This is a genomic window from Edaphobacter modestus (genome assembly GCF_004217555.1).
Classification (GTDB): domain Bacteria; phylum Acidobacteriota; class Terriglobia; order Terriglobales; family Acidobacteriaceae; genus Edaphobacter; species Edaphobacter modestus.
Genome location: NZ_SHKW01000001.1, coordinates 4,743,333 through 4,762,480 on the forward strand (window position 1 = coordinate 4,743,333; position 19,148 = coordinate 4,762,480).

Annotated in this window: 16 protein-coding genes; 10 read left to right on the top strand and 6 right to left on the bottom strand. The window is 60.1% G+C overall.

Going from position 1 to position 19,148, the window contains the following annotated elements; translation table 11 throughout:
- The first annotated feature begins 2 nt into the window (after positions 1-2).
- The 5 genes from mreD to BDD14_RS20055 all read left to right on the top strand — a co-directional run bounded on the left by mreD (position 3) and on the right by BDD14_RS20055 (position 9,087).
- Positions 3-527, top strand: a complete 525-nt coding sequence (mreD, locus tag BDD14_RS20035) for a rod shape-determining protein MreD (protein ID WP_130420584.1) — start codon at positions 3-5, stop codon at positions 525-527.
- Between the two features lie 36 nt (positions 528-563).
- Complete coding sequence (gene mrdA / locus BDD14_RS20040; protein WP_130420586.1) at positions 564-2,567, top strand: penicillin-binding protein 2; 2,004 nt, start codon at positions 564-566, stop codon at positions 2,565-2,567.
- 2 nt (positions 2,568-2,569) lie between these two features.
- Complete coding sequence (rodA, locus tag BDD14_RS20045; RefSeq protein ID WP_130423402.1) at positions 2,570-3,670, top strand: rod shape-determining protein RodA; 1,101 nt, start codon at positions 2,570-2,572, stop codon at positions 3,668-3,670.
- A gap of 911 nt (positions 3,671-4,581) precedes the next feature.
- Positions 4,582-7,944, top strand: a complete 3,363-nt coding sequence (locus tag BDD14_RS20050; protein ID WP_130420588.1) for an Rne/Rng family ribonuclease — start codon at positions 4,582-4,584, stop codon at positions 7,942-7,944.
- Positions 7,945-8,109: 165 nt separating this feature from the next.
- The gene (locus BDD14_RS20055; RefSeq protein ID WP_130420590.1) at positions 8,110-9,087 is read left to right on the top strand and encodes an outer membrane beta-barrel protein; all 978 of its coding nucleotides are present in this window, start codon (positions 8,110-8,112) and stop codon (positions 9,085-9,087) included.
- Between the two features lie 77 nt (positions 9,088-9,164).
- Here the strand turns inward: BDD14_RS20055 and BDD14_RS20060 are convergent, their stop codons facing one another.
- The 5 genes from BDD14_RS20060 to BDD14_RS20080 form a co-directional block, all read right to left on the bottom strand.
- Entirely contained in the window at positions 9,165-10,535 is a 1,371-nt protein-coding gene (locus BDD14_RS20060) for an aminopeptidase P family protein (protein WP_130420592.1), read from the bottom strand.
- Positions 10,536-10,783: 248 nt separating this feature from the next.
- Positions 10,784-12,400: a cellulose synthase family protein gene (locus tag BDD14_RS20065; protein WP_242618080.1), complete on the bottom strand. Its 1,617-nt coding sequence runs from the start codon at positions 12,398-12,400 to the stop codon at positions 10,784-10,786.
- Between the two features lie 347 nt (positions 12,401-12,747).
- Entirely contained in the window at positions 12,748-13,794 is a 1,047-nt protein-coding gene (gene mqnC / locus BDD14_RS20070) for a cyclic dehypoxanthinyl futalosine synthase (RefSeq protein WP_130420596.1), read from the bottom strand.
- A gap of 32 nt (positions 13,795-13,826) precedes the next feature.
- Complete coding sequence (locus BDD14_RS20075) at positions 13,827-14,216, bottom strand: hypothetical protein (RefSeq protein WP_130420598.1); 390 nt, start codon at positions 14,214-14,216, stop codon at positions 13,827-13,829.
- Positions 14,217-14,227: 11 nt separating this feature from the next.
- The gene (locus BDD14_RS20080; RefSeq protein WP_130420600.1) at positions 14,228-14,692 is read right to left on the bottom strand and encodes a vitamin K epoxide reductase family protein; all 465 of its coding nucleotides are present in this window, start codon (positions 14,690-14,692) and stop codon (positions 14,228-14,230) included.
- 96 nt (positions 14,693-14,788) lie between these two features.
- Between BDD14_RS20080 and BDD14_RS20085 the strand changes: the two genes are divergently transcribed.
- Positions 14,789-15,709 (top strand): metallophosphoesterase family protein, encoded by a 921-nt coding sequence (locus tag BDD14_RS20085; RefSeq protein ID WP_130420602.1) that lies wholly within the window; start codon positions 14,789-14,791, stop codon positions 15,707-15,709.
- Here BDD14_RS20085 and BDD14_RS20090 read toward each other — a convergent pair.
- Complete coding sequence (locus BDD14_RS20090) at positions 15,706-16,575, bottom strand: DNA-methyltransferase (RefSeq protein ID WP_130420604.1); 870 nt, start codon at positions 16,573-16,575, stop codon at positions 15,706-15,708. The genes BDD14_RS20085 and BDD14_RS20090 overlap by 4 nt on opposite strands.
- Positions 16,576-16,666: 91 nt before the next feature.
- Between BDD14_RS20090 and BDD14_RS20095 the strand changes: the two genes are divergently transcribed.
- The 4 genes from BDD14_RS20095 to BDD14_RS20110 are packed head-to-tail and all read left to right on the top strand — an operon-like array spanning position 16,667 to position 19,108.
- A complete protein-coding gene (locus BDD14_RS20095) occupies positions 16,667-17,446 on the top strand; it encodes a Stp1/IreP family PP2C-type Ser/Thr phosphatase (RefSeq protein WP_130420606.1) in 780 nt (259 codons plus the stop codon).
- A gap of 42 nt (positions 17,447-17,488) precedes the next feature.
- Complete coding sequence (locus BDD14_RS20100) at positions 17,489-18,343, top strand: 3-hydroxybutyryl-CoA dehydrogenase (RefSeq protein ID WP_130420608.1); 855 nt, start codon at positions 17,489-17,491, stop codon at positions 18,341-18,343.
- A gap of 49 nt (positions 18,344-18,392) precedes the next feature.
- Positions 18,393-18,854, top strand: a complete 462-nt coding sequence (locus tag BDD14_RS20105; protein WP_130420616.1) for a MaoC family dehydratase — start codon at positions 18,393-18,395, stop codon at positions 18,852-18,854.
- Entirely contained in the window at positions 18,851-19,108 is a 258-nt protein-coding gene (locus tag BDD14_RS20110) for a hypothetical protein (protein WP_130420618.1), read from the top strand. Before BDD14_RS20105 ends, BDD14_RS20110 begins: the two co-directional genes overlap by 4 nt.
- Positions 19,109-19,148 lie beyond the last annotated feature (40 nt).

Sequence of the window (19,148 nt, forward strand, 5' to 3'; positions counted from 1 at the left end):
TTATGCCCAGCATTAGCTATACATCTCGCCGAGAGCTCGAAGAGCACAGCTTTTCGCCTGCGGTCACGCTGCTTGTTCCCGTGGCGGCGATTGTGCTGCAGGTCTTGCTGTCGAAGCTCTACTGGCGCTTTTCGATGCTCGATCTTCCCCTGATTGTGGCAATCTTTTTTTCTGTGTCGCGGCGAAGCCCTGCGGTGGGAACGCTGACGGGCGCGGCGATCGGGCTGGTGCAGGATGCGTTGACCGGTCGGCCCATCGGGGTGAACGGCATGGCGAAGTCGGTGATCGGCTACATCGCCGCGAGCATCGGCATCCAGGTGGACGTGGACAACCTGACCACCCGCGTCGTGATGAACTTCGCGTTCTCGATGTTGAACAGTGTGCTGCTGTTCCTGATCGGCCGCAGGCTCCTGGGACAGGCCCAGCTGCATATGGAGTGGATTCAGGAGCTGCTGCGTGCACTGGCAAACACCGTCATCGCGATCCCCGTCTTTCTTCTGCTCGACCACACGAAAAGAGCGGAATGACCCGCTGAAACGTCTATTCTGCATCTCTGGAGCGATATGGAACTGAACCCGCAAACCGAGCTGGCGCTGGGCAAGGCCGAAAAGCTGCCTCTTGGCAAGCTGCATGCGGCACAGTATCTGGTCGCGGCCATTCTGGTAATCCTTTCGATAGGTCTGTGGCGGCTGGAGGTGGTCAGCGCCGATAACTTTCGTGCCATGGCAGAGGCCAACCGTATCCGAAAGGTGCCGGTGATGGCGCCGCGCGGAAGGCTGTTTGACCGCGAAGGACGGCTGTTGGTCGACAACTATCCCTCGGTCTCCTGTTATCTGCTTCGCGAGCAGGTGAAGGATCTCAGCGCCGACCTGCCAAAGATTGCTTCGGGACTGCATCTCACGGTGGAACAGATCGAGGCAGCTCTGAAGCGGTTCCAGTTATCACCGAAGTACCAGCCGATCCCCCTGAAACAGGACATCACTCCCGACGAGCAGGCCTTCATCGAGGCGCATCGCAACGAACTGCCGGAGCTGGAGACGCTCGAAGAACAGCGGAGAGTTTACCCTCGCGATGGCTTTGCGGCCCACCTGATCGGATATGTCGGCGAGATCTCCGAAGAGGATCTGAACAAGGAGAAGTACGCCTTTTACCAGCCCGGCGACGTGGTCGGGAAGTCGGGAGTCGAAGCGACCTATGACGCTCTTCTGCGCGGTGTGGACGGCAGCCGCGACGTGATCGTCAACTCGCACGGCAAGGAGATCGGGCACCTGGGAGAGACGATGGCGAAGCCGGGGCAAGATCTAAAGCTGACCATCGATCTCGACCTGCAGATAGCGGCCGAGAAGGCCATAGAAGGCAAGAACGGCGCAATCGTTGCCATGGACCCGCACACCGGCGAGATTCTTGCGTTGGCCTCGCGGCCGACCTTCGATCCCAACCAGTTTTCCGTAAGGCTCTCGAAGAGCTACTGGAATGAGATTCTGACCAACCCCGAGCATCCGCTGCTGAATAAGGCGATCCAGGCGCAACTGGCTCCAGGGTCCACCTTCAAGATCATCATGTCCGTCGCCGGCCTGCAGGAGGGCGTCGCCCAGCTCATGCACGTGCCCTGCAATCACGGTGCGACCTTCTACGGGCACTACTTCTCCTGCGACCGCAACCACGGCATGGTGACCATCGACAACGCCATCCCCTACTCGTGCGATACCTTCTACTACACGCTCGCCAACCGTCTCGGAATTGACACCATAGCTCGGTACGCCACCTCTGTAGGCATAGGGCAGAAGACCGGCATCGACCTTCCCGACGAGGTCTCGGGCACCATGCCCTCGACCGCCTGGAAGCTCAAGACGCAGCATGAAAAGTGGTACGCCGGAGAGACGATCTCGGTCGGTATCGGTCAGGGCGCTGTCACAGCAACCCCCATCCAGCTCGCCCGGGCGCTCTCCGGTATTGCCTCAGGGGGAGTCCTCCGCCGTCCCCATGTGGTCTTCCCGGATGAGGTTCCTCCGGATCAATTGGAAGCGATTCATGAGACCTTTCCCGGTTCCGGCGAAAAGACGATTCCTCTGTCAACGGAGAACTGGCAGATCATCACCGACGCCATGTACAACGTGACATCTTCGCCGATTGGTACTGCCTACGCCGCCCGCCTGGAAGGCATCGACTTTGCAGGCAAGACCGGTACGGCGGACATAGTCGGCGGGCGCGAGAAGAACAGTAAGAACAAGAACACCATTCCCAACGCCTGGTTTGTAGGAATGACACCCCGACGCAACCCCGATATCGTCGTAGCAGTTCTGTGGGAGCACGGCTATTGGGGCAATAACTCCGCCAGGCTTGCGTCAGGGATTATCGACACCTTCGTGGAAAAGCAGCGGAAGCGTGCCAACAATATCCGGATCGCCGCGGTCGCTCCGGCACCGGTGACCGCCGCGGCAGACTCCGAGGATGCTGCTCCGAAGACTTCCGGAGCCGATCGACCAACTAATCCTTTGCTCCGATCCTTGGCCGCGAGGATTATGGAGAGTTGCTGGCTGCGGCTACACTGGATGCACAATCTCTGAAGATGGTTCGTCTCTCCTCTTATCGCGATTTCGACTGGGTCCTGCTCGGTTTCGTCAGCGTGCTGTCGATCATCAGCGTGCTCGAGATCAAATCGGCCACGCTGCATACGAAGTTTCACGGCTTCGAGCAGAAGCAGATCGGCTTTCTGGCCGCCGGGCTGCTGCTGATGTTTGTGATTTCGGCGATTGACTACCATCGCCTTCTGGACATCGTTCCCTGGGCCTATGGAATCAGCATTTTTTCGCTGATCGCGGTGAAGGTTGCCGGTCAGAAGGTCCTGGGGGCGCGGCGGTGGATCAACTTGGGCGGCGGCGTTCACTTTCAGCCATCGGAGTGGGTGAAGCTGGTGCTGATTGTGGCGGTGGCGCGCTACTTCTGGAACCTCTCCGGAAAAGAGCTGACGTGGCCGGACATCGGCAAGGCCGCGGCCCTGGTGTGCGTTCCCATGGCGTTGGTTCTGACTCAGCCGGACCTGGGCACGGCACTGACCTACTCGCCGATCCTGATGGCGGGGCTGTTCCTGGGAGGAATCCGTCTGCGGCAGATGGTCGTTATTGTGTTCGCCCTGACGCTGGTGGGCGGAGTCGCCTGGAAGAGCGGCAAGCGGCTGAAGCCGTACCAGCAGGCTCGGATCAACGCCTTCATCAATCCTGATTCCGATCCGAAGGGATCGGGCTACCAGATCCGCCAATCGCTGATCGCGGTGGGTTCGGGCGGGATCTGGGGGAAGGGAGCCAACAAAGGCACGCAGACCCAGGGCGATTTTCTTCCGATTCCCTATACCGACTTCATCTTCGCGGCCTTCTGCGAGGAGCATGGCTTCGTCGGCGCGATGGGAGTGCTGTTGCTGTACTTTCTGATCCTGATGCGATTGATCCAGAACGCGCAGACAGCGGCGGACCTTGCCGGAACCTACATCATCATGGGCGTGGTGGCGGTGATCGTCTTCCAGATTGCGGTGAATATCGGCATGGTCGTGGGGCTGATGCCGGTTACGGGAATTCCCTTGCCGCTGATGAGTTATGGCGGATCTTCGATCCTGTTCACGTTTCTTGCGCTGGGAATCGTGATGAATGTCCGGATGCGACGGTTTGTGAACTAGGGTACCCCCCATACATCTATCTCGTAAGTATTTTATTTTGTTTTATTTAATCAAAATCAGAGCGCTAAAGTATTCAAAGAAAACGGTTTAACCCCTAAAATATTGAATACACGTTACTTGTGGGAGGATTATGGATTCTCGATCCTTCTCTCTGATTCTCGATCCTTTTCTCTCTCTAGTTAAAAGTCTAGCAAAACGAGTGAAACTGATCGGCACCTTCGATGTCTTTTGTTTTGTTTGGTTTAGGTGACTTTTGGGGTTGACAGGTTTTTGGGTGGATTGGGAGGGTTTCCCATGGGTGGGCAGCCGGGAATCGCTGGGAACGCATTCGGGAAGGGACGGGCGTGTTACGGGAGGGTTATGGGGTTTTTCCCACAGTTGTTTGCGGATTTTTCCGGCAACGGGAATGCCACTGGCGGCTCTCACGGATTTAGTGCAATACTACGTACAGCACGCTGACAGGCTGTAGATGCCGGGTCAGTGATATCCCGTTCCTTTTCAGGCGAAGACCGCCGGAGCGGCTAACAAGATTTGAAAAAAAAGGCCGGCCAGGCGAGAGACTTCGGTCCGTTGGCCGGACAGGTTCTACGGAAGATGAGTGTATCCGGATGGCAAACGGCCCCGCCTCAAAGCATAAAGATTGAGGTTGTCCTGGTCACAAAGTCCGCATACAGGCAGTTGCTCGAAGGTTCTCCTGGTGTATCCGATCTCTATGGGCCCGTCCTGACCGCATCTCGCGGAAGGGCTACTGGCAGAGTTGTTTACCCATTTTATGATCGTCCAGTCGAGTCTGCACTTGTTCCATTTCCTGTCCGTTCTTCGGTGAGCTGCACCTAGCGATTTGGTTAGGTAGGTTCTCGATTCTCTCTGCCTCGTCTGCCGCCCGTACCGGGCAGAAAAGAGCAGAAGAAATGTCGAAGGAAATTTATATTTCAAGCACGCCGCACGAGACGCGGCTTGCCATCGTCGAAGACGACGCCCTCTCAGAGATTTATTACGAACGCGAGAATGAGTACACGCTGGCCGGGTCGATTTATAACGGCCGCGTGACGCGCGTTCTACCGGGCATGCAGTCCAGCTTTGTGGACATTGGCCTGGAGCGCGACGCCTTCCTGTACATCACCGACTTTATGGAGGAGGCCGGGGATACGGCCGACTTTGACGCTGAAAGCGCGCAGCGTGGTGGTGCAAGACGCGATCGGGGAAACCGGGAGCCGGCGACGCTGGAGGGCACGGCTGCGCCCGAAGAGCCGAGCCGTCCGGAGCGTGGAGACCGTGAGCGTGGAGACCGTGGCGGACGCGGGCGGCGGGATCGCCGGGATCGTGGCGGCAACCGGGATCGCCAGGCGAGCGCAGAACCCTCGCAGGGAAGCGAAGAGCATACGGCGACGGAGAGCTATGCTCCGGAGGCCCTGGAGGCCCCTGAAGAGGGCGCCCCGGAGAGCCAGGTCGAGAGTGTGGGAGAAGGAGCGCCGGGCGCAGATGGCAGCCGCCGGTGGCGCGGGCGTCGTGGACGTCGTCGTGGACGTGGCCGGCAGCAGGGCGGCGAGGCGAATGTAGCGGGCGACGGGAATGTAGCGAATACGGATGCCGATTCGCAGGATGTCGAAGGTGCGCCAGAGGAGCCGTTGCTGGAGATGGAAGCGGCGGAAGAGCCTCAGGAGGCCGCCCCCCAGGGCGCGGCGGAGACAGATGAGCAGCCGAGAGAAGGCTTACAGCGCCGGGACAGGGGTGGACGGGAAGAGCGCGGACGCGGCGGACGGGATCGTGATCGAGGCCGGCGGACGCCGCGCGGATTCGCGCCGAAGACGTCGTTCTATGGTCTGGACAACGCTTCGGAGGAGAGCTCCGGGCAGGATGGCGTCGCTTACGAGCCGATTGTGCTGCCGGGTGAGTCGCTGTCGAAGTACCGGACGGGAGGAGAGCCCGCCTCTCAAGCTACGAAAGAGGCCGCACCCATAGCAGCGGTTCCTTCTGCGCCGGGCTACGAAATTCCCACGGGATGGGATGGTGGATCGGTTCTTCCGGGAGAATCGCTTTCGCGGCATCGCAGGTCGCAGCCGAAGCCCGCGGAGCAGCCGAAGCCTTCGAAGCAACCGAAGCCTGTAGAACAGCCGGCCGCGGTGGCCGCCGAGGTTCCTGAGGCTATCGAGGAGACCCCGAAGGAGGAGCTTGTAAGCGCTCCGGTCGAGAAGAAACAGGAAAAGCAGGTGGAGACGGCGGAGTATGAGCCGACCGAGGCATCGGCCTCTTACAGGTTCGATCCGGTTGCTCCCAGCGAGTTTCGGCAGAGCGCGCCGGTAGAGGAAGAGGCGAGTTCGCCGGTTGAGGAGATTGCGGCGAAGCACACGGAGCTGCCGCATGCCGAGATTGAGCAGATGGAGCTGACCGTCGAGCGCGAGAATGACGCTACGGACGGTGGGAATGCCGTAGAGGCTGCTGTCCCGGAGGCCACGGACGCGCACGAGATCACGTCGATTCATGCCAGTGGCGAGATGGTTTCGCCTCAGCCGGTCAGCGATCCGGTGGAGACCGAGGCTGCACAGCAGGCGTTTGAGCCGGGTGTGGGCGAGGTGGACGAAGAGGTGATCGACGATGAGGACTACGACACGGGGATGCTTCATGCCTCGTCGATCGAAGAGCTGGACGATCTGGACGAGGAGGAGACGCTGGAAGGCGCAGCCGATCTCGGCACGATGATCCGCGAGATGTCCATCGATCAGATTACAAGGCCCAGTCCTGAAGAAGACGAAGAGGACTTTGAGGAAGAGGATGCTATCGACGATGGCAGCTTCGAGAGCACGGAAGCGGAGGATGCGAGTTCCGAAGACCTTGAGGACGCGGAAGAAGACCTGCCGCAGGATGAGTTTGCCGAAGAGGGTGAGCCTGTCGCAGCGGCTGACGGCGCGGCGCCAGGGCAGGAGCGGAGCCGGGAGTTGGAGCGACGCCGTGGACGCCGTGAGCGCCGGGGAGGCAGCCGAGACCGCGGACGTCATTCGGGCCATGGCGGAGATCGCGATCGTAACGGCGGTGGTGGCCGTGGACGGGGCCGCAGCTCGATGCAGGCGACCGATCTGCCGGCGATTACCGAGCTTCTGAAGCCGGGACAGGAGATCCTGGTACAGATTGCGAAGGAGCCGATCGCAAAGAAGGGTGCGCGTATTACATCGCACATCGCTCTGCCGGGCCGCTTCCTGGTGTTTATGCCGACGGTGAACCATACGGGCGTCTCGCGCAAGATCGAGTCGGACTCGGAGCGTCGCAGGCTGAAGGATATTCTGCTGAGCGAGAAGGGCGATGCGGCCGGCGGCTTTATTGTGCGCACGGCGGCTTCGGGCGCGAGCGAAGAGGAGCTGCGCTCGGACCTGCGCTTCCTGCTGAACCTGTGGGCCGACATCAAGCAGCGGTCGGAGTCGTCGAAGTCTCCGGCGCTGATCTATCACGATCTGAACCTTGTGGAACGCATTCTGCGCGACCAGGTGACGGATACGTTCTCGGCGATCTGGGTGGACTCGGAGAGCGAGTATGAGCGTGTGCTGCGCTTCCTGCAGCGCTTTCAGCCGAGCCTGATTCGCCGCGTGAAGCTTTATACCAAGGAGACGCCGCTGTTCGAGCAGTTCGGCATCACCGAGGAGATTAACAAGGCGCTGCGCTCGAAGGTGTGGCTGAAGTCGGGCGGATCGATTGTGATCAACCAGACCGAGGCGCTGGTGGCGATCGACATCAATACGGGCAAGTATGTCGGAAAGACGGCTCGGCTCGAGGATACGATCGTGAAGACGAACCTGGACGCGATTCCTGAGATTGTGCGCCAGATTCGTCTGCGAGACCTGGGCGGCATCATCATCATCGACTTCATCGACATGGATGAGCGCAAGAACCGCAACCGTGTGATGGCTGCTCTCGAAGAGGAGCTGAAGCATGATCGGGCGCCATCGAAGATTCTGCAGTTCAACGATTTTGGCCTGGTGGCGATTACACGCAAGCGGGTGAAGCAGTCGCTGGAACGGACACTTTCGACGCAATGCAACATCTGCACGGGAACCGGCATGGTGAAGTCGCCGGTGACGGTGTGCAACGACATTTACGTCGAGATGCGGAAGATGTCCAGGCACCTGGATCGCGGAGACGTGATGTTGCGCGTTCATCCCGATGTGGTGAAGCAGTTGAAGTCGTCGACGAAGTGGCTGCAGGAGATGGAAGAGATGGTTGGAAAGACGATCCTGGTGAAGTCGGATCCGAGCCTCCATCCCGAACAGTTCGATATTCACTAGAGACTAGAGAGGGGCATTCCTGCCGGGATGCCCCTTCCAGTTTGGGCTCGTCACAAAACTCCACAGGAGCTTGTCATCCAAAACCGCTTTTTGCGCGTCCTACACAACAAGCACATCGAGTTGGGGTTATACGGGATCAGTAATTCTTCTTAGGGGAGCTTGAGGATGTACCTGACAATTAAAAAGAACCGTCTCTCGAGGGTGATTTCCCGTGCAGCTGCTATCACCTTTTTGAGCGCCGCGACGAGCCTGTGTGTATCTGCGCAGACGAACTCCGCACCTGCGGGAACGGCTGTCGATCTGAAGAAGAGCCTGATGGCTCCAATCGATCTGACGAAGCCTGCGGATCTGAGCTACAGCTCGAGCGTCGGAGTGGAAGAGACGGCTTCGGCGGAGAACTTCAATGTTGGAACGAGCGAGGACCAGCCTCCGCCGCGACGGCGATATGGCCGGCGTACCAACTACAGCGATCGCTGGCATCACGCGGATGGTTCAAATAAATATACGTTCGCCGCTGGAGGCGGGTTCGGCCTGCCGACAGGTTCATCCGGCAAGGAACTCGATCTGAACTGGAAGGTTCAGGTGGCTGGAGGCTACAACTTCAACAAGAAGTTTGCCGTGCTGCTGCAGTACGACTACGACAGGTTTGGACTTACCGGCGGCAACCTGGACCGGCAGTTCGTTCGCTATAACAGCCTGGGGCTGGTGGATGACACGGGCACCCCGGTCAGTTTTGCGGGTCTCGATGGAAATGCGCACATGTGGTCGATTACGCTGAACCCGATGTACACCTACTACCAGGGTGACAAGATGGGAGCGTACGTCATCGGTGGCGGCGGCTTCTACAGGAAGCTGACGAACTTCACGCTGCCGTCCACGGGCGTGTACTGCGACTTCTTCGGTTTCTGCTACCAGTTCACGCAGAATCAGACCTTCGATCACTATTCGAACAATGCGGGTGGCGTCAGTGGAGGAGTCGGCTTTACATATCGACTCTCCCGCTTCGCTTCCCAGAAGCTGTATGCCGAAGCGCGCTATGCCTGGGTGGACAACCAGCCGAGCACAAATTCGGTTGCGTCGTACTACCCGGAGAACAACAAGCGCACAGGGTACTTCCCGGTGACGGTTGGAATTCGCTGGTAAGTTTCGTGGGTGGAAACAGAGAGGCCCGGCTTATCGCCGGGCTTTTCTGTTTTTTGTGGAGGATTTTGTAGAGGAGTTTATTTCCGCATGGCGGATTCGATCTCGGAGGCCTCATGGGGAAGGTTCGCGATGAGATTGACGAGCTTGCCGTTGGCGTCGACGTAGACAACGTCTTCGATGCGAACGCCGATGTTCTCCTCGGGGAGATAGATGCCGGGTTCGATGGTGAAGACCATGCCCTTCTCGAGGGGCTTCGAGTAGTCCCAGGGGTCGTGCACGTCGATGCCGACGAGATGACCGATGCCGTGAACCATGTACTGGCCGAGGGGCTGGCCGTGGAGGTCTTTGCCATGCTCGTTGATGTAGTTGAAGGCGACGGTATCGAGTGAGTCGGGATGCTTGTGCTCCGGGTCGTTGATCTTCGATTTGCCGGCGACGAAGGCCGCTGCTGCGGCTCGCTGCGCGCCGAGGACGAGGTCATAGATCTCTCGTTGACGGGCGGTGAAGTGGCCGTTGACCGGCATGGTGCGAGTGATGTCGGAGGCGTACATGCTGTACTCGCCGGCTTCGTCGATGACGACGAGGTCGCCGGACTGCATGGTGCGAAAGTTTTCGCTGTAGTGCAGCGTGGTCGAGTTCGGCCCGGAGCCGACGATGGGAGGATAGCTGGGACGCTCGCAGCCCTCCTGCATCATCTTTTCAATCTCGATGCCGGCTACGGTACGCTCGCGAACGCCGGGCTTGATGGCCCGCATGCCTGCGAGCTGAGCGGCGATGGAGGCGTCGGAGGCCCTGCGGATCAGTTCGATTTCGGCGTGCGATTTGAAGGCGCGCAACTCTGTAAGAGGCTGCGAGAGGTCGGCTGCCGGATCGATGGAGGGAAGGGCCAGCGTGGAAGCGACGAATCCCAGCAGGGCATTGGTCTGCGCGGAGTTCTTTTCGGCCCAGACGTTGCGCATGCGGGTGCGGTCGGCCAGGGCGAGCTTGTTGAGCACGGAGGGCAGCTCGGTCATGGGCAGCACCTCGTCGAAGCCGGTGGTGGCGGCGGCTCCGGGCGTCGCGGCGTCCATCTTGGGGCCGGTGTATTTCTCCGTGCGGGGATTGCGCGAGGGGAGGAAGAGGATCTCGCGGTAGGGCTGTGCGGCACGGCCACCGAGTCCTCCGGTACCGGGAGTCTCGGGTGCTGCTGCGGCGGCGGGAATCACGACCATGGCGGCGCCGGGCTCGTTCCATCCGGTGAGGTAGTAGAAATCCTCGTCCTGCCGATAGTCCTGATACTCGAGCGTGGGCTCCTCGTTGGCGAAGAGAATGGCCACGCCGGTTTTGATCTTCTCCGCGAGAGCAACGCGGCGCTGGCGGTACTCGGGTTTGGGGACGGAGTCGAGGGCGTGCGAAGAACTACAGGACAAGGTAAGAAGGGTTACTGCGATCCATGGTCGTACGTTCATCTTGAGCGGTGCTCCTTGCTGTTACTGTGCTGAGCCTAAAGCCGGGCGATCCTGCATTGCTCTAACCGCAGGTCCTTCGACTGCGCTGCGCTCCGCTCAGGATGACACATCCGTGGCACGAATCTTAGATTTTATGAGGCTGGATTCCGATCGTAGCTTCATGGAGGTGACCTGCTGGCGCAGGTGCACAGGGGCAACCCTGATGATCTTTTTGGTTAGAAGCTAAATTCCAAGATCAGATTCGAAGACTAGATGCCCATCGGGTACGGCTTCTCGTGGAACTCCTGCCCGGCTGTGCCGAAGCGCTCGAAGCGTCCCTGCAGCAGGCTGAGCAGGCCGGTGTACCAGTAGCCGAAGACGAAGAGGACGAGGAACGGCATGGTGAAGTAGTTCTCGGTGGAGAAGGCGTACCAGACGGTGGCGGCGAAGTAGCATCCGATGGCGAGCTCGATCCAGGGGATGATGCCGAGGCGTTTGCGATATTTCTTTGCCTGGCTCTTTTCGCCTTTTTTGTTGACGCGATACTTCGGTGTGCGGGCAAAGGCGGACTGCACGCCGAACAGCGCCTCGAGGACGGCCTTGGTGTTGGTGATGGTCAGCCCCACGCCGAGTGCCATGAGGAAGGGAAGATACAGAAAGGTTCTGCCCCAGCTTTTCGGAAAGAGCTCCTTCTGGCTGACGAGGTAGAAGCTGGAGACGGACATGGTGCTGGCCATGAAGAGCGGAAGGTCGATCAGCAGCATCTGCAGAAGACCCTGCCAGCTGCGGATGATCATGGCGGGCATCAGGAGTACGCTGAGCACGATCATCAGCGGATAGCTGAGGTTGGCGGTGAGGTGATACCAGGCCTCGAGCTTGGTGTGCCAGGGCTGGTCGCTCTTCATGACGCGGGGAAGGATCTTCTTTCCGGTCTGGATGAGTCCCTTGGCCCAGCGTGCCTGCTGGGTCTTGAAGGCGGTCATCTCGATGGGAAGCTCGGCGGGGCACTCGACGTCCTGCAGGTATTTGAAGCGCCAGCCGACCATCTGGGCGCGATAGCTGAGGTCGGTGTCTTCGGTGAGGGTGTCGTGCTGCCAGCCTCCGGCGCTGCCGATGGTCTCACGGCGCCACATGCCGGCGGTGCCGTTGAAGTTGAAGAAGACTCCGGCTCGGGAGCGGCCGCCGTGTTCGAGCACGAAGTGGCCATCGAGCATGATGGCCTCGACCTGGGTGAGGAAGCTGTAGTCGCGGTTCAGATGCGTCCAGCGGGTCTGCACCATGCCGATCTCGGGCTCGGCGAAGTGATGGATGACCTGCATGATCCACTCGCCCGGGGGAACGAAGTCGGCGTCGAAGATGGCGACGAACTCGCCGCGAGCTACCTTAAGTCCCGCATCGAGCGCGCCTGCCTTGTAGCCGTGGCGGTTGGTGCGATGGATGTAGGTGATGGGCTGCGGGTCCATGCCGGCGAAGCCGGTGGCGTAGCGCTCGACGATCTGTTGGGCGACGGTAATGGTCTCGTCGGTGGAGTCGTCGAGGAGCTGAATCTCGAAGCGGTCGCGGGGATAGTTCAGGCGGCAGCAGGCGTCGATGAGGCGGTCGATGACGAACTGCTCGTTGTAGATGGGAAGCTGAATGGTGACGAAGGGAAGCTCGCCCTCAGGCCAGCGCGCAGGCGGCTCGTCCCACTTGGCGGCGTTCTTGCGGTTCTTGTAATAGAGCCAGACGAGCTGGTAGCGGTGGATGCCGTAGAACGCCAGGATCACCATGACGATGAAGTAGGGAATCAGCAGCCAGGTGTCGAAGGCGTTCCAGCGGTAGAGTCCCTTGAAGGTCTGGTCGAGGTAGTGCGACTTCCAATAGTGGCTGAACCCGTGCGGGGCCACGAACAGCCCGATGGTCGAGATTATGGATGGAAGCGAAAAGGACAGGACACTGCTCCGGCGAAAGCTTAATTCTAATTGAACCCGATTTTACGTGAAGCGGCCTTCCGGGTTATCGGCGTGGATGGCGGGGGATCGGGGGGGAAACCGCAGATCCTTCGACTGCGCCTCTCGCGATGAGACTGCGAGAGGCGCAGTCGAAGGATGACACTTTTTGATTGAGCCGAGGGGGTTCCTGCCCAGGGGTTTCCTGTGGAATGCTCCGACGATTTCTCGTACAGAATGACCCCAACTATCTGTCATACAGAATGACCACGACTATCTCTCGGACACATTGGCCCTGGTACGAATCAGTTCAGGAACATGGTCCGGTAGAGCGTGTCGCGCTGTACGGGCTTGAAGCCTGCGTCGCGGATGATGCGGCGCAACTCCTCTTCGGTGGTGCAGTTGGAGGTTCCGGCAGCCTTCACGACGTTTTCTTCGAGCATGACCGAGCCGACGTCGTTGCCGCCGAAGCGCAGGCCCATCTGCAGGACTTTGAGGCCCTGTGTTACCCAGCTCGATTGCACGTTCTCGATGTTGTCGAGATACATACGCGAGATGGCGAGTGTCTTGAGGTACTCGACCGAGGTGGCCTCGTCCCATCCGCGACCGCCGAGGGCGGTGTTGTTGGGCTGGAAGCTCCAGGGGATGAAGGCGGTGAAGCCTCCTGTCTCTTCCTGCAGCTTGCGGACGACCTCGAAGTGGTTGACGCGCTGCTCGAAGGTCTCGCCGACGCCAAACATCATGGTCGCGGTGGTTCGCATGCCGAGCTCGTGTGCAGTGCGGTGGACATCTACCCAGTCCTGCGTCTTGCACTTCAGGCGCGCGATGCGGTGGCGCACCTCGTCGTCGAGGATCTCGGCGCCGCCGCCGGGGATCGACTGTAGACCGGCGTCGCGAAGGCGCATGATGGTGTCGCGGAGCGAGAGCTCGGAGTACTCGGCGATGGCGAGGATCTCGCTGGCGGAGAGGCAGTGCAGCCAGATAGAGGGGAATCGTTCCTTGATGCCGCGGAAGAGGCGCTCGAACCAGTCGATCTTGAGGTCAGGGTGCAGGCCGCCCTGCATGAGCACGCCGGTTCCGCCCATCTCGACGGTCTCGGCGATCTTCTGGTAGATGGTCTCGAAGTCGAGGATGTAGCCCTCGGAGGCCATCTTCCCCTTCAGCGGACGATAAAAAGCACAAAACGTGCAGTACTCGGTGCAGAAGTTCGTGTAGTTGATGTTGCGGTCGATGATGTAGCTGACCACGCCCTCTGGATGCAGGCGGCGGCGGATCGCATCGGCTTCCATGCCGATACCGATCAGGTCGTCGCTTCTGAAGCAGTCCAAGGCTTGTTCGCGGCTGATTCCCATGAGGTCATTTTACGCTTTGCCAGAGGGGATCACTACTTTCTGAGCAGGAGTCCAAGGATGACGAGCAGCAGAACGGTGGTAAGGCTGACGCCAATTTTGATCCAGAGGTTGAGCGTGCGGACCCGCTGCTCCAGAGTGACCACGCGGCGCTCGGACTGATCGAGCGACGTGCGGAGGTGGCGGACATCCTCGCCGACGGCGGCGAGCTGGATTCCCTGCTCCTGAAGCTGACGATAGAGGCTGGCATGAGCCTTGGCGACCTGGCCGAGATCTGCCTGGACCCCTTCGGCCATGACGGCCAGGGTAGCCTCGCTGGCTCGCTCGCCCGCGGCCTTCGACGAGAGGTAGCGGTCGGCGATCGGTAGGAGACGGCTTACGTGGGGTAATAGTTCGACGAGCTGCATGAGTACCCTGGGCCACATTCGGTTGAGTCCTACCTTTCCATCGGCGTGAGGTGCCGTGTACGCATGGTCCGCAGGAGAAGCGTGATTCCGGTCGCCAGCAGGATCACCGTGATTATGCACTGCGACCATAAGCAGTAGATGCACCATTTCTCGAGGATGAAGGCCTCAAGGTAGCTCAAAAAACACGCGCACATAAAACCAACGAGCGATGCCTGAAATGCCAGCCACCACCATCCGGCCAGAGCTAAGGCAGCAATCATCACATAGCCGACGATGCCGATGGTTGCGATGGGAATGTGATGCCCCCCGGTCGCGGGTTCGTCGAAGGTGCGCGGAGGAAAGACCGCAAACCGGCTATGGTTTACGGCACCACAGTCGAATTTTTCCGTGACGGCGCAGGGTGGAGCCTGGGAGGGGTCCATGTAGTGCACACGGAGTGCCATGGCCGAGACGACGATGCCTGCAACTGCCAGTAAAGCCACCAGATACTTCATCTTTCGAATTCTATCGTCCTCTTGGCGGAGGAGCAGAATCGATTCCTCGTAAAAGGTGTTCTTCGTGCTGTTACAAACTCGCCTTAAAATGAGCGCGTGACTACCCGCCGCGAATTCCTCACTCTTATCGGAGCAGCCGGTGCTGCTGCTGCTGCGCCTTCTTCGCTTCTCGCCGCTCCAGCCGCCGAGTCGTTCAGCTTTCTCTTTGTCACCGATACCCATATCCAGCCGGAGCTGGATGCGGCCAAGGGAACGGAGATGGCCTTCAGGAAGGCGCGTGGCATCAAGGCCGACTTTGCCATTCAGGGCGGAGATCATGTGTTTGATTCGCTGGCGGTCCCGAAGGAACGCGCTCTCTCGCTCTTCGATCTCTACGGAAAGACCGAGCAGGACCTGGGGATGAAGGTCTATCACACGATCGGGAATCACGATGTCGTCGGAATCTATCCCAAGAGCGGTGTGGCACCGACCGACCCGCTTTACGGAAAGAAGCTGTTCGAGGACCGGTTCGGCAAGGTGTATTACTCGTTCGATCACAAGGGGCACCACTTCATGGTGCTGGATTCGATCGGGGTGACCTCGGACCGGGCCTACGAGGGCCGCATCGACGCGGAGCAGATTCAGTGGATCTCGCGGGACCTGGCCGCGCTTCCGAAGGGAACGCCGGTGATCGTCTCGGTGCATATCCCGCTGGTCTCGGCCTTCTCGTCATATGTTCCCCTGCCGACCCAGCCGGAGGCTCACCATGGCCTGACAATTGCGAATGCCAATGAGGTTCTGCCTCTGTTCGAGGGGCACAACGTGCTTGGCGTGCTGCAGGGACATACGCACATCAACGAACGGGTGGAGTGGCATGGTATTCCCTACATCACCAGCGGAGCCGTCTCCGGCAACTGGTGGCAGGGCGTACGCATGGGAACTCCCGAGGGCTTTACCGTGGTGACCGTCGCCAACGGCAGGCTGACCACGCGCTACGAGACCTACGGCTTCAAGTCCGTCGATCCGCACAACACCTAACTTTTTTTCGGCAGGTAGGCTGCGAGCCGACGCTTCATGATCTTCACCGCCTCCGCACTCTCGTCGACGAGCACGAACTTTCGGCCGTTTTTGGCGGCTGCCTCACCCGCGGTTCCGCTGCCTGCGAAGAAGTCGAGTACGGTCTCGCCGGGACTGGTGTGGACCTTCACGATGCGCTCGAGGACGCCGAGGGGCTTCTGGGTGGCGTAGCCCGTCTTCTCCTTGCCGGTGGGCGAGACGATGGTGTGCCACCAGACATCCGTGGGGGTCTTGCCGCGGGCGGCCTTCACTGCGCCGACCAGGCCGGGAGCCATGTAGGGGATCCGGTCGCATTCGTCGAGGTGGAAGGTGTAGCGCTTTGGGTCCTTGGTGTACCAGAGGATGTTGTCGTGCTTGGCGGGCCACTTTTTCTTGGAGCGCGCGCCGTAGTCGTAGGCCCAGATGATCTCGTTCTGGAAGCAGTCGCGGCCTGACATAGCACCTTCGGTGCTGAAGATCTCATCGAGCATGACTTTGCAGTAGTGCACCTCGCGGTAGTCGATGTGGAAGAAGAGCGAGCCCGTGGGGGTGAGGATGCGGTAGGCCTCCACCATGCGCGGCCGGAGGAAGCCGAGGAAGTCGTCGAACTGGTCAAGGTAACCGGCTCCCGCACCTTCACCGGTTACCCGTTCGGTGCGGTAACGACGGCCCCCGAAGCCGGTGCGGTCGCCGTTTTCGTCGCGGATGGTTCGGAGTTGGGGCCGGTTTTGCTTGCGGCCGGTGTTGAAGGGCGGGTCGATGTAGATCAGTTCCACCGATTCAGTCTTCATCTTCCGCAACGCCAACAGGTTATCTGCCAGTTGGATGCGGTTACCGCTCTTCCCCATTCCGGTTCCTTTCGTTTCCTCCTAACACTACCGTAGTCTTGGCCTTCTTCCGGCCAGAGTGTATCGTTTTCTGCGGATCAGATTTTTTCGAGTGGCATCCAGGGACCTCATCTTCGCTATGTTGTCGGATCGCGGCCGGATACGGCGAGGCAATGAGGATACGTGTGCGGCCTCTCCGCTGTCGGGAGTGTTTGTCGTCTGCGATGGCATGGGCGGGGCAGCGGGGGGCGAGGTCGCCAGCCATCTTGCGGCCGAGACCTTTCTATCGCATCTTGGGCGAAACGGGACGCGGCCTGCGCAGGTCGAGGCACGGATCGGTGCGGCGGTCCAGGCGGCGAATCGTGCCGTCTTTCAGCAGGCACAGCGCACCCCTCAGTTGACCGGCATGGGTACTACGCTGGTGGGACTGGTGCACGCTGCTGCGGTGCGCGAGAACGACGATGCTGCCGCCCTGTGGCTGGTCCACGTCGGGGACAGCCGCTGTTATCTGTGGCGCGACCGGAATCTCGAGCGACTTACGGAGGACCACTCCCTGGTGGAGGAGCAGGTGCGGGCGGGGCAGATTACGGAGGCCCAGGCGATGGAGTCTCCGATGCGGAATCTCATCACCCGTGCCGTGGGCTCCCAGGCAACGGTGGAGCCGGAGATTCACGATTTCGATCCGCGTCCGGGCGATCTTTACCTGCTTGCGTCAGACGGACTGACGCGCGACCTGACCGATGACGAGATTGCCACGATCCTGTGCCGGGTTCCACCGGTCGTGACGCAGGCGGTATTGCACTCGACCTGCAGAGAGCTCGTCGAGGCGGCGAATGAGAGAGGAGGCGGTGACAACATCACCGTGCTCCTGGTGTCCCTGAAGCGGACTTAGCTCGCGAAGCTGCTACACTGCGGGTCGCATTCAACCATTGCTATGAACGAGATCAAAACGATCGCTGTACTCGGTGCCGGAACCATGGGCAATGGCATCGCCCACGTGGCTGCGCGGTCGGGCTACCGCGTTCTGCTTTGCGATGTTGCTCAAAATCTGCTGGACCGTGGCATAGCGACCATCGAGAAGAATCTTGCCCGCGAGGTATCGAAGGCGAAGATTACGCAACGGCAGGCGGAAGAGGCCCGGGCGGCCATCGTCCCTGCGCTGGATCGCGAGGCGCTTGGAGGCTGCGACTTTGCCGTCGAAGCAACGACGGAGAGACTGGAGGTGAAGGCGGAGATCTTTCGCGACCTCGACCGCATCCTGCGTGCGGAAGTGATCCTTGCCAGCAACACCAGCTCGATCTCGATCACGAAGCTAGGGGCCCAGACCTCGCGTCCGAGACAGGTGATCGGGATGCACTTTTTCAATCCCGTGCCGGTGATGCAGCTGGTCGAGGTGATTCGCGGGCTGGAGACGTCGCAGGAGACCTTTGAGACGGTGCAGACGCTCGCGGTAGCGCTGGGCAAGACGCCGGTCGAGGTAAACGATGCCGCGGGCTTCATCTCGAACCGGGTCCTGATGCCGATGATCAACGAGGCCGTCTTCGCGGTGATGGAGGGGGTGGCCACTCCTGAAGCCGTGGACAAGATCTTTCAGCTTGGCATGGCCCATCCGATGGGGCCTTTGGCGCTGGCCGACTTCATCGGGCTCGATGTGTGCCTGGATATCATGCGCGTGCTGGAGCAGGGAATCGGTGACCCGAAGTATCGTCCCTGTCCTTTGCTGATCCGCATGGTGGATGCAGGCTGGCTCGGTCGCAAATCCGGACGCGGATTTTATACCTACACCTAGTCGCGGTGTACTGAAACTGCGGGAGGTAAACTACCTTCCAGGAGATTCCATGCCGAAAGAGATGTTCTTTGAAGACTTTTATGTCGGCCAGAAGATGAACTCGGTGGGCAGCGCGAAGGTGACGGCCGAGGAGATCAAGGAGTTTGGCCAGAAGTACGACCCCCAGCCGTTCCACCTGGATGAAGCGGCTGGCGAAGGCTCTTTCTTCAAAGGCCTGGCGGCCTCGGGATGGCTGACGGCGGCGATCGTGATGCGGTTGCGGGTGCAGTCGGTTCCAGTCTTTGGCGGCATGATCGGCGCCGGCGTCGAGGAGATGCGTTGGACGCAGCCGGTGCGCCCTGGCGACGCTATCCGCACCGAGATCGAGGTAGTCGGTGTGCGCCACTCCAACTCCCGTCCGGATTATGGCGTGGTGCGCACACGCACGCTCGCCTACAACCAGCGCAACGAGGTGGTTCTTCGCTCGACGGTGAACTTTCTCGCGCCGCTGCGCCATTCTGTGCAAAAGTGACCGAAGCGGAACGCGCCCTTCTTCCGACGCTGATCGACAAGGTGGTCGTCCTGGAGACGATTCAGGGCCACCGCTTGCTCGCGCAGATTCTCTTTGTCTTCGACGAAGGAGAGACGCCCGACCTCTTCTGTCTCGAGGTGGTTCCTGGGCCTGACGGTACGTGGGCGCAGAAGGGAACGGCCGGTCACTCGATCCTGCTCTCCGATATCGAGCGCATCGAGTTGTCGCCCCAATTTCCGGAACCAAAGGAGTAACCCTGCCCGAAAACTCACAACGATCGGGCGTATCGTAGAG